The sequence below is a fragment of the Mucilaginibacter gossypiicola genome (assembly GCF_900110105.1).
GTDB classification, from domain to species: Bacteria; Bacteroidota; Bacteroidia; order Sphingobacteriales; family Sphingobacteriaceae; genus Mucilaginibacter; species Mucilaginibacter gossypiicola.
Genome location: NZ_FOCL01000004.1, coordinates 939,102 through 951,214 on the forward strand (window position 1 = coordinate 939,102; position 12,113 = coordinate 951,214).

Consider the following 12,113-nt stretch of genomic DNA (forward strand, 5'->3'; position numbering starts at 1 on the left):
GTTTAAAATGAAAAAACTATCGATTAATGATATTGCTCGTCAGCTAAATGTAGCCAAGTCCACGGTTTCTTTTATTTTGAATGGAAAGGCCGAGGAAAAAAGAATAAGCAGGGAACTGTCCAAAAAGGTTTTGGAATTTGCCGAACAAGCCGGGTATAGGCCCAGCCAGCTTGCCAAGAGTCTGAGTACAGGGAAAACTCAGATGATCTGTCTCATGGTTGAAAAGATTTCCGATCATTTCTTTTCACACATAGCATATCATCTGGAAGCTTTGGCTTACAAAAGCGGCTACAAGATCATCTATTGCAGTACCGAAAATGATCCTGATAAGGCCCGGGAGTTGATAAGCGTATTCCGGACAAGACAGGTGGATGGTTATATTATCACACCACCTGTTAATATAGACGCGGAGATCAGGGATTTATTAAATGATAACCTGCCAGTCGTGCTATTTGACAGGTATCTGCCGGATACGCCCACAGATTACGTTGGACTCGACAATTACAACGGCACCAGGGAAGCCGTTGAGCATCTGATCGCTGCCGGATCGAAAAGAATAGCGTTAGTTACTTTGAACTCAGGTCAAACACAAATGCTTGAAAGGTTATCCGGCTATATGGCAGCTATAAAGCGGCATAAATTAAAACCTTTAGTTCTTAAAGGGCATTTTGAAGACGAGATGGAGGCTACCGTAAAGCTGACGGTTCAATTCTTAAAGGATAATGCTGATGTGGATGCAATTTTATTTGCTACTAACTATCTTGCACTAAGTGGCATAAAAGCCATAAACGAACTGGGATTAAATATTCCCACCGATATTGCAGTGATCGCTTTCGATGATCATGACGTTTTCAATATTTTCAATCCGCCCATCAGCGCTATAGCTCAGCCGCGTGAGGAAATCGCCAAACAACTGTTCAACACACTCTTAGATAAATTAGAAAATAAAGAATCATTAAAAGTCGTGCGTAAAATCATTATTCAACCTAAACTGGTATTAAGAGGATCTACAAGATAGCCCACGGCATAGGGTAGGTGCTAAGATATTTTAGACCCCGGTTTTTGACTACAGCTATAGAAAAGATACAATATTATTTCTCATGCGAAAAAGAAAGATGATGGAGCATCGGCACTTGCCCGTTAGACTTTTCTGCTCTCGCCGCGTAAATTATCAATAATCTGTTGCTTTAATCGTTTAAAGAATTTACATTTGTTCCCGTACCCATTTTAACCTTAAACTCCAGCCTGCTAAAAAGTGAAAAAAGTTGTCCTGAAAGATATTGCGCAACACGTTGGTGTATCCACCGCGCTGGTTTCGTATGTGCTTAACGGACAGGCTGAGGAAAAGCAGGTAAGCAAGGAAAACGCGGAGAAGATCAAGCTGGCGGCTATTGAACTAAATTACCAGCCTAACCAGGTAGCCAAAAGCCTTAGGATGCGAAAGACCCATACCATTGGTTTGGTGGTGGCTGATATCAATTATCGTTTCAGTACCGGGATTACCAGGGCCATAGAGGCTGAGGCTAAACGACTTAACTTTACCGTGATTTTTGGCAGCACCAATGAAAGCCCTGATAAATTTACCGAACTCACCAATGTGTTGGTAAACCGGCAGGTAGATGGCCTGATCCTGGTGCCGGGTGAGAACTCGCAGCAGCAGATTCTGCATTTGCAAAATTCAGGGATTCCATTTGTACTTATCGACCGTTATTTTCCGGAAATAGATACTAACTACGTTGCCTTAGATAATTATAAGGCCGCCTATGACGCGGTGACCTACCTGGTTACTTCCGGGCATAAACGCGTTAGTTTCATCAACCTAAAAACAAGCATGTTCCATTTGCAGGAACGCGACCGGGGATATCTGGATGCATTGAAGGATCATCACCTGGAAAGCCGCCCCGAATGGCTGATCCATATTGATGGCGATGATTTGCCACATGGCATAGCATCTGCTATTCAGCCGCTGCTCAATTCTGCTGATAAGCCAGATGCTATTTTTTTGGCAACAGACAGGCTCACCATAGAGGCCTTAAAGAGATTAAACACGCTGGGTGTAAAAGTGCCGGATGACATATCGGTACTAAGTTTTGACGAGTCGGACGCGTTCGACCTGTTTTATTGCCCTGTTACCCACGGGCGGCAGCCTTTAGAAGAAATGGGGGAGGCCGCTGTGAAAACTCTCATCAACCTGATCAATAACCAAAAGATAAATAAAAAGCTGACGTTCCAGGCCGGGTTTGTCCCGGGAAAATCATGCCGGGAGACCTGAATTTTTTTTTGACCTTTTACTTTAATCGATTAAAGTAAAAGGTTTAACCTAATAATCAAATTGAAAAACTAAACAGTACAGCATATGAACCATTTTAGAATCTATTACTTTAATCGATTAAAGTGCAATTCACCTTAACTCAAATCCACCAGGAAATGATTATCAAACCAACATTTAAACCCAATGAATTATGAAAAAAATTTTAACGATCATACTCATGCTCTGTTACGTGGCGTTGTATGGCCAGCAAAAAACCGTAACAGGAACAGTAACCGAAAAAGAGCGGGGGACACCCCTTGCCGGTGTTACTGTAAAATCAACTACCGCAAGTACAGTAACTGATGTTAATGGGAAATTCAGTCTTACTGCTAATGTAAACAGTAACATCACTTTCTCTTATGTGGGAATGCAGCCATTTACCTATTTGGTTAAAGCAGGTAATGAACCTGCACTCATAGCCCTTGAATACCAATCCGGTAACCTTGACGAAGTAGTGGTAACCGGCTATCAAAGCCAGAAAAAGGCCGATTTGACGGGCGCCGTATCTGTTGTAAAAATGACCGACATTAAAGATATCCCGCAGGGGAATGCTACCAAAGCTTTACAAGGGCGGGTACCGGGTGTTTATATTACTACCAACGGTTCGCCCGAAGGTGGGGCCACTGTCAGGATCCGTGGTATCGGCACCCTGAACAACAATGACCCGCTATATGTGATCGACGGCGTGCCGACCACTCGCGGATTAGAAGAGATCAACCAGGCAGATATTGAATCATTGCAGGTATTGAAGGATGCATCATCGGCAACTATCTATGGTTCAAGGGCAGCGAACGGCGTTATCATCGTAACGACAAAACGTGGTAAAAAGGGGATCAGCCGTATTGATGTCAATGCGTCATCATCGCTGCAATACTACAATTCAAAGCTTAAAGTGCTTAACACCCAACAACACGGCGAGGCATACTTTAAAGCATCGGTTAATGATGGTACCGATCCTAACAATAACCAGATCTACCAGTTTGACTGGAACAAGGATTTTAATAATCCGGTGCTCAATAAAATTATCCTGCCCGAGTTTATTGATGGGGCCAAAACCATGAAACCTGCCGATACCAGGTGGTTCGACGAGATAGGTCAAACTTCATTACTACAGAACTACAATGTTTCGGTAAGCAATGGCGGTGAAAAAGGTAACAGCTTTCTTTCTGTTGGTTATTACGATAACAAAGGCATTGTTAAAGAAACCCATACTCGGAAAGCGACAATCAGGTTAAACACTGACTATAACTTTTTCAATGGCCGCTTAAAAATCGGCGAAAACCTCAATGTTTCCTTTATCAATGACAGGCTTATCGATGTAAACAGCGTACTGTTCACCGCCCTGGTTCAAAATCCAATTGTTCCGGTATACACAGTTACTGGAGGCTGGGGCGGCCCGGCAGCAGGCATGACCGATCGTCAAAACCCGGTGCGGCTGATCATGGATAACAAGCAAAACCAAAGTTATTTCGGCCGTATCACCGGCAATGTTTTTGCCGATTTAACTGTTATTCCCGGCCTGCACCTTAAAACCACCTATGGGGTTGATTATGATGGCCTTTATGAACGTACCTTACGTAAATCATATGTTTCGGGCTTTTTGGTTGATCCATCCAACCTTGCAGCTAACTCACAAAACTTTGATGGCAACCTCATCTGGCAAAATACCTTGACTTATGATCTTAACCTGAAAAAACACCAGATCAATGTTTTGGCCGGCCAGGAGTCTATCCATTATATGAACCAAAACTTTTTTGGCAGCAGGCAGGGTTACGCTTTGGAGGATATCAACTACGCCTATCTTGATGCCGGTTCGTCAAATATTCTTAACGGCGGCAACGGGGGGGCTTACTCACTATTGTCTTTCTTCGGAAAGGTGAACTATACCTTTGATAACAAGTATTTGGCATCCGTTACTGTTCGTCGCGATGGTTCTTCACGTTTTGGTGCTAATAACCGCTATGGTACTTTTCCTTCAGCAACGGTAGCCTGGAGGTTAAGTCAGGAAGATTTCATTAAAAAAATTCCGGCAATCTCTGATTTGAAACTGCGCTATGGCTACGGTCGTACAGGTAACCAAACCATAGGTAACTATGCTACCAACTCATTATATGCAGCCATTTATGGTACCGATCCTACGTTTACCGCCGATAGGGGAACAGCCTATGATATAACCGGTGCAGGTACCGGTACACTTCCTTCGGGCTTTGTTAAGATCCAGGAGGGTAACAATTCGTTGAAATGGGAGGGAACCAGGGAATCGAACTTCGGTATCGATTTTGGATTGTTTAACCAAAAACTTTCGGGCTCGGTTGATTATTTTATCAAGAAAACTTCCGACATCCTTATCACTCCCGGCTACCTTGCTGTTATAGGCGAGGGCGGTACAACTACCTTTAATGGTGCATCGATGCAAAATAAAGGTATTGAGGCCTTGCTTACTTACGATGGGCAAATTAACAAAGACCTGAATTTTACAGTGAGCGGTAACATTGCCACGTTCAGGAATAAGGTTACCTACATCCCTTCTGAGGTGATCACTGCTTATCCGGGTAACGGAACCACACAAACTATTATTGGCCATTCTATCAATTCAATATACGGCTATGTTGCCGATGGTTTATTTACCTCACAGGATCAGGTAAATAATTCAGCCGCGCAACCCGGCAAAGGCATCGGCAGGATCAGGTACAAAGACCTGAATGGCGATGGTGTGATAGATAACAAGGATATGGATTATATCTCCAACGGCAACCCCAATTTTACCTATGGCCTCAATGTAAACCTATCGTACAAAAACTTTGACCTGGCATTGTTTTTCCAGGGAGTACAAGGTATTAAGGTTTATAACTCTTATAAAAACTATACTGATTTTACTTCTATATGGCCGGGTACCAATTGGGGAACCAGGACATTGAACGCCTGGTCGCCAACTAATACCGGCTCAACTATACCGGCCTTGACTTTGGTCGACAGGAACAATGAAGCCCGTACATCAACTTATTACCTGGAGAATGGCTCGTATATGAAGCTTCGGAACGCGCAGGTAGGTTATAACCTGAAAGATGCCTTGCGGAAAATCAAAGTTCAGCGGGCCAGGATCTACGTGCAGGCTAACAACCTGTTCACGGTAAAAAGTAAATCCTTTACTGCCACCGACCCGGAAAATCCGTCGGGCGCTTATCCAATCCCAACGATAACATCCATTGGCCTCGACCTGTCATTTTAACCCTAAAATTTTAATGAGATGAAAAAATATTTATTACTGATAATTTGCTTGATAGGAACGCTGGGTTCCTGTAAAAAGGCACTTGATGAGCAACCGCAGGGCGTTATAGCCAGCAGTCAGCTCAATACACCCGAGAATATTGAAAAAATGGTGATCGCTGCCTATGCAGCATTAGGCAACGAAAACCTGCATACCTCCAACAGCCTGTGGCCATGGGGCAGCATGCGCAGCGGCGATGCCTATAAAGGAGGCGATGGTGTTGGGGATAACAGCGAATGGAACGATTACGAAACATTTGTAACCAATCAGAACACCAATGGCCTTACCGACCAGATGTGGGCACAGATCTATAATAATATTGCCCGCGCCAATAATGCTTTGCTGCGCCTGGACAATATCGCAGCATCTGATTTTCCGCTTAAAACAGGCAGGCAGGGCGAGATGAGGTTTTTAAGGGGCAATCATTATTTTATGGCGAAAATATTATGGAACCGGGTGCCATATATTGACGAGAATGTGCCCACTTCCGAATATATCAAGATCTCAAACACCGCCATGACCAGCGACCAGCTATGGGACAAGATAGCGGCAGATTTCAGATATGCCGCCAATGTTTTGCCCGCTAAACAGGCAGATGCCGGCCGGCCTAACAAGTACACGGCATTAGCCTTTCTGGCCAAAACCTTACTTTACCAGGCTTATAAGCAGGACGATAATCATAACATGACAGGTATTGATCAGGCTAAGCTGAACCAGGTTGTTGGCTTGTGCGATAGTGTGATCAACTTTAGTGGTTATGCTTTGGCCCCCGATTTTGGAGATAACTTTTTGGAAGCTACCGAAAACGGCCCTGAATCCGTATTTGCCATCCAGTATTCAAAAAATGATGGTACGCAGTTTGGCCGCATTGATATGGGGCACTCCCTTACCTACCCTATGAACCCCGAATATGGTTGCTGCTGGCAGCATATCCCGAGCCAGGACCTGGTAAACAACTTTAAAACGGATGCCAATGGCCTGCCCATGTTTACCGGCTATAATAATACAGATGCCACCAAGGTAGCCGATTTTCTGAACCAAACTTTTGATCCAAGGCTTGATCATACTGTGGGTATTCCCGGTCACCCGTTTAAGTATGTGCCTACTTTTGTTTACCAAACTTCCTGGGCACGTGCACCTGCTATCTACGGTTATTTCACCAGTATGAAAGATGATGCCGCCGCCAACGATCCATCATTTCAAAAGATCCCGCCATTTATGTCGAGCTCAAAAAACTGGGAGCTGATCCGTTTTGCTGATGTGTTGCTTTGGAAAGCTGAGGCACTTATTGAACTGAACAGGCCGAATGAAGCCCTGCCGCTCATCAACATGATCAGGCAGCGTGCCGGCAATAGTACAGCACGGTTAAAACAGGCCGACGGCAGTTTTACATCCAACTATAAGGTCAGCCTGTATCAGCCCGGTGTAAACTGCGTTTGGACGCAGGATTACGCCCGCCAGGCCTTGCGCCGGGAACGCAGGCTTGAGTTTGCCATGGAGGGTAACCGTTTCTTTGACCTGGTACGTTGGGGGATTGCTGATACTTACCTCAATAGTTATTTTACAAGCGAGTCAACCAAGCGTACTTATCTCAAAACTGCTAAATTTACGAAGGGGCGGGATGAGTATTTGCCGATCCCGCTTAACCAAATCAATTATAGCAAGGGCTTGTACAAACAAAACCCAGGATTCTAACTAAAAAATTATGAAATTAAAACCTAATGTGCTGCTCATTGCAGTTATTGCGGCAACCGGTGGCCTTTTATTTGGCTTTGATACCGGCGTTATCTCAGGGGCATTACCATTTTTAAAACAGTACTGGCACCTTAGCGATGCCAATATTGAATGGATCACCACAACAGTGCTTGTTGGTGCAGTTGTTGGCGCTTTAACAAGCGGCAAACTATCTGACATCATCGGCCGCAAAAAAATGATCATTATCAATGCGGTAATTTTCACTGTTGGTGCCCTGGGGTGTGCTTATGCACCTAACGTAACTGTATTGATGATCATGCGCGTTATTATCGGTTTTGCCATTGGTATCACATCATATGTGGTGCCAATGTATATTTCAGAGATTTCGCCTGCCAGGGTTAGGGGGGCGCTGGTAACATTAAATCAGCTGATGATCACTTTAGGGATCCTGCTTTCGTACATTACCGATTACTGGTTATCAAACGATACCAACAACGAAAGCTGGCGCTGGATGTTCCTGGTTGGCTTTGTACCGGCAGCCATTTTGCTTTTAGGCATGTTCTTTTTGCCCGAAACGCCACGCTGGCTTATCAGCAAAAACCGCTGGGAAGACGGGAAGAAAATTATCCTGAAACTGGAAGATCCCGATATGGTGGAAAGTACTTTAGCCGGCCTTCAGGAAGAAATTGCTTTATCAGCACAGCACAAGGTTTCATCGGCCGAGATCCTGAAGCCCTGGCTGCGTGCCCCGCTGATCATTACCGTTGGCATTTTCTTTTTTCAGCAGTTTTCGGGTGTTAATACTATCATTTATTATTCGCCAATCATCTTCAAAATAGCTGGGATAGTAAGTAATACGGCAAGTATAATCCCGGCCATTATCATTGGTGGGGTAAATGTATTGGCCTGCCTGCTTTCGGTATTCCTGCTTGATAAAGTAGGCCGGCGTAAGTTGTACTTTGTAGGCATTTGGGGTATGATCCCTTCGTTGGCATTATTGGGTGCATGCTTTCATTTCAAAGAAGCGCTTGGCTCCAGCCTGCCGGTTTTTGCGGTTTTAAGCATTGTATGCTATATTATTTTTATAGCCATCAGTCTTGCTCCGCTGGGCTGGCTGCTTATTTCAGAAGTATTTCCACTTAGCGTACGTGGTGTGGGTATGAGTATTGGCTCACTGGCCCATTGGGGCTTTAACGCTATCATAGCATTCACGTTCCTAAAGCTGGTTAATAACCTGGGTATTGATTATACCTTCTGGAGCTATGCCATCATCTGTATTATCGGTGCTGTATGGGGATACTATTACATTCCCGAAACTAAAGGGAAATCGCTGGAAGCTATTGAAAGCCACTGGCGCAACGGCGATGCGCCAAAAGATATCTGATCCGTTTACTTTTTACTTATTTAAGATTATATGAAAAAATTAACACTTGCCTGCTTACTATCTGTCATGGCATTTATGGCTAAAGCTCAATTGGGCGTTAAGTACGACCCAACTGTCCAATCGACAAAGAGCATGCAATACTTTAAACCTAAAGGAAACCTTTTTGTGGGCGATTGCATCCCATTCTCAAAAGACGGAACCTATTATTATTACTGGCTGCTGGATTCGGCACATCACAAAAGCCTGAACGGGCTTGGCGGACACCAATGGGCTTTGAGCAAATCTACCGATTTGAAGCACTGGGAACAATTTCCGCTGGTGCTTAAAATTGACGAGCCCTGGGAAAAATCCATCTGTACAGGATCGGTAGTATACCATAAAGGCAAATATTATGCGTTTTATGCTACCCGCCTGCTCAATGATGGCAAAGTGAACGAGCAACTGAGCTATGCTATCAGCAATGATGGGGTAAACTTTGAAAAGCAAAAACCAAACCCTTTCTACACTTCGGCACCAGGCTATAGTAAAAGAGATTTTAGAGATCCCAAGGTTTTTGTAGACGAAAAAACAGGAGAGTTTCATTTGTTTGTTTCCAGCTGGCAAGAAAACCCGGTAATGAAAAACAATGGCGGCGCGCTGGTACACCTTTCATCAAAAGACCTGAAAAACTGGACTGTTCATGAACCCATATTAACCGGCCAGCCGTCTACACCCGAATGTCCTGATTACTTTTTTTGGAAAGGCTGGTATTATCTTGTTTATAGTGATGGCAGTAACACATCTTACGTAAAATCAAAAAATCCTTATGGCCCATGGGAAGCACCGCGTTACCAGGCCCTGAATGAAGATTGGTCGAACGTGGTTAAAACAGCCGAGTTTAAAAATGGCAGACGGATAGCGGCCGCATGGGTGCCAAACCGCTTTGAAAGCAAAGATGAAAACCATGAAATATTTGGCGGCAACTCATTGTTCAGGGAAGTTTTCCAGGAGGCCGACGGTACATTGGATACCGGCTTCCCGCAAGAAATGATCCCGGAAACAGGAGATGCTTTAAACCTGAAAATTTCAACCGACCTGCAGGCATCACCGCTTGGCAATAATGGTGCTGCCATTAATTCACCGGGAGGTGTAGGTTCTGCACATATTGAAAATGTACCGCTTAATTGCCGCATTACCTTAGAGATTGAGCCGATTGCTGCCAATGAAGAATTTGGGCTGTACCTGCGTTCAGGTGAAGGGGCTGCCGGTGGTTACAGGCTTAATTTTTCTGCGGGCAATAAAACGGTGAGGTTAGGTAACACCACGATAGAGGGCGTTGATGGTTTGGATAAACCCTTCAAAGTAGATATTGTGATGAAGGAAGGGATTATTGATGTAGATGTTAACCACAAACGCACCATTGTTAACCGTACTTATGAACAAAATGGAAGTTTTGCCTGGTTTTACGCTAAACACGGTAAAGTGAATTTTAAATCGATCACGGTAAGCCCACTTAAAGAAAATTAATAAATATATGCTGTTAGGATTTGACATTGGAGGCACAAAATGCGCGGTAATATTAGGTAAGGTTGCTGCCGATGGAGAGATCGCTATTGTGGACAAACAAGCTATGCCCACAAACAAGCCGGTTTACGAAATGATTGAATTGCTGTTTACCACGGCAGAGGAGCTGTTATTGCAACATAATATACAGAGGCAACAACTACATGGCATCGGGATCAGTTGCGGAGGGCCATTGAGCAGTAAAAAAGGCCTCATCTTGTCCCCACCTAATTTAATAGGCTGGGATGAGGTGCCTATTGTAAAAATGGCCGAAGAAAGGTTTAAAATAAAAACCTTGCTGCAAAATGATGCCAATGCCTGTGCTGTAGCCGAGTGGAAATATGGTGCCGGTAAGGGCGTTGATAACCTCATCTTCTTAACCTTCGGGACCGGTATGGGAGCAGGGCTCATCCTTGACGGTCGCCTGTATTCGGGGCCTTCTGATTTGGCTGGTGAGGTGGGCCATATACGACTTGCCGATATGGGGCCTGTGGGTTTTGGTAAAGCCGGTTCATTTGAAGGCTATTGCAGCGGTGGTGGCATAGCTCAAATAGGGCAGATCAAAGCCAGGGAAAAACTACAGGTAGGGGAGCAGGTTAGTTTTTGTAAAAGTATTGATGAGTTATCGGCCATTACAGCCAAATCTATTGCAGATGCAGCCTTCAACGGTGATCCCGTTGCTATTGAGGTATACAAAATCTGCGCCGAATACCTTGGGCGTGCACTTGCCCTGTTAATTGATATCCTTAACCCGGAAATGATCGTTCTTGGCAGCATATATGGACGGGCCCGCCAACTCCTTGAGCCAGTTATGGTTGAGGTGATCAAGAGGGAAGCCTATAAAGAATCGGTGAGCACCTGCAGGATTGTACCTGCAGGCCTCTCCGAAAATATTGGTGACATTGCCGCTTTGTCGCTGGCGCTGATCAGCAAGGGACAGTAGCAATCAACATCCGCTTCGTTCTTTATGTTTTGCTCATTGGTTACTGCATTTGATAAACTCAGCCCTGCTGTTTTAATTCATATAAAACAAGATTAGCTTATCGAATTGGTTTGAAATAAGGCCAGATCTGGGGTTTTAAGCAGTTGCTTTAAACTTTTTCTGATTGAGGAATAAGGAGTTAACGGTAATAGTTGGAAAAGAGTTGTAAATAATTTGGAAGTGGGGTAAAAGTGGCTATCTTTGCAGCCCGCAAATGAGGAAGCGGGGATTTGTTCTTTAAAGGTTGAAAGTGAATTAGGAAGTAAGAAAAAAGATTATCAAAATCTTTTGTGAGAATGGGAAATAATTCACACCTTTGCAGCCCTCAAACGAGGAGATTGAGAGAGAGGGAAGCGGTCCGAAACTTGGAATAAAAAAAATAAAAAAAAAGTTTTGGAAATGAAGAAAAGGTTTTTACCTTTGCAGCCCCAAGCGGGAGAGAAGTTTAAAAGCTTCTAAACAAGAGAGGATGAGGGTTTTAGGCCTTTGGAATCAAAGCGGAAAGAGAGCGATTCTCGCCGTAAAAAACTGACAAATCAAAACGGTGTAAAAACCGAAAGATTATATAGCTGAACTGGATAGGGAAGCGAGAAAGTTCTTTTAAGAAATGGAAATCATGTAGCGTAACGGGAGATCGGAAGGAGCTAAGGCAACGGAAGATTGAAGAGTTACAAACAAGAGAGAAACTGTATAAAGATATAATAATACAGATTCTATTAATTAATAATAGGGTCAGAGATTAAAACAAAACATTTTACAATGGAGAGTTTGATCCTGGCTCAGGATGAACGCTAGCGGCAGGCCTAATACATGCAAGTCGGACGGGATAGAAGAGCTTGCTTTTCTTGAGAGTGGCGCACGGGTGCGTAACACGTATGTAACCTACCTTAGTCAGGGGGATAGCCTCTCGAAAGAGAGATTAAGACCGCAT

The 12,113-nt window shown here is 44.1% G+C and carries 7 protein-coding genes and 1 rRNA gene; all 8 read left to right on the top strand.

Annotated elements, in window-relative coordinates:
- Window positions 1-7: 7 nt before the first annotated feature.
- A complete protein-coding gene (locus BMX50_RS17590; RefSeq protein WP_091211822.1) occupies window positions 8-1,018 on the top strand; it encodes a LacI family DNA-binding transcriptional regulator in 1,011 nt (336 codons plus the stop codon).
- 237 nt (window positions 1,019-1,255) lie between these two features.
- Complete coding sequence (locus tag BMX50_RS17595; protein ID WP_091211823.1) at window positions 1,256-2,272, top strand: LacI family DNA-binding transcriptional regulator; 1,017 nt, start codon at window positions 1,256-1,258, stop codon at window positions 2,270-2,272.
- Between the two features lie 190 nt (window positions 2,273-2,462).
- Window positions 2,463-5,540, top strand: coding sequence for a SusC/RagA family TonB-linked outer membrane protein (locus BMX50_RS17600; protein WP_091211824.1), 3,078 nt, complete (start codon window positions 2,463-2,465; stop codon window positions 5,538-5,540).
- 18 nt (window positions 5,541-5,558) lie between these two features.
- On the top strand, window positions 5,559-7,274 hold the full coding sequence (locus BMX50_RS17605) for a RagB/SusD family nutrient uptake outer membrane protein (protein WP_091211825.1): 1,716 nt from the start codon (window positions 5,559-5,561) through the stop codon (window positions 7,272-7,274).
- A gap of 10 nt (window positions 7,275-7,284) precedes the next feature.
- Window positions 7,285-8,658: a sugar porter family MFS transporter gene (locus tag BMX50_RS17610; RefSeq protein WP_091211826.1), complete on the top strand. Its 1,374-nt coding sequence runs from the start codon at window positions 7,285-7,287 to the stop codon at window positions 8,656-8,658.
- Window positions 8,659-8,688: 30 nt separating this feature from the next.
- The gene (locus BMX50_RS17615; RefSeq protein WP_208864734.1) at window positions 8,689-10,164 is read left to right on the top strand and encodes a family 43 glycosylhydrolase; all 1,476 of its coding nucleotides are present in this window, start codon (window positions 8,689-8,691) and stop codon (window positions 10,162-10,164) included.
- 7 nt (window positions 10,165-10,171) lie between these two features.
- The gene (locus BMX50_RS17620) at window positions 10,172-11,143 is read left to right on the top strand and encodes an ROK family protein (protein ID WP_091211827.1); all 972 of its coding nucleotides are present in this window, start codon (window positions 10,172-10,174) and stop codon (window positions 11,141-11,143) included.
- 795 nt (window positions 11,144-11,938) lie between these two features.
- Window positions 11,939-12,113 (top strand): 16S ribosomal RNA (locus BMX50_RS17625); the annotation flags it as partial.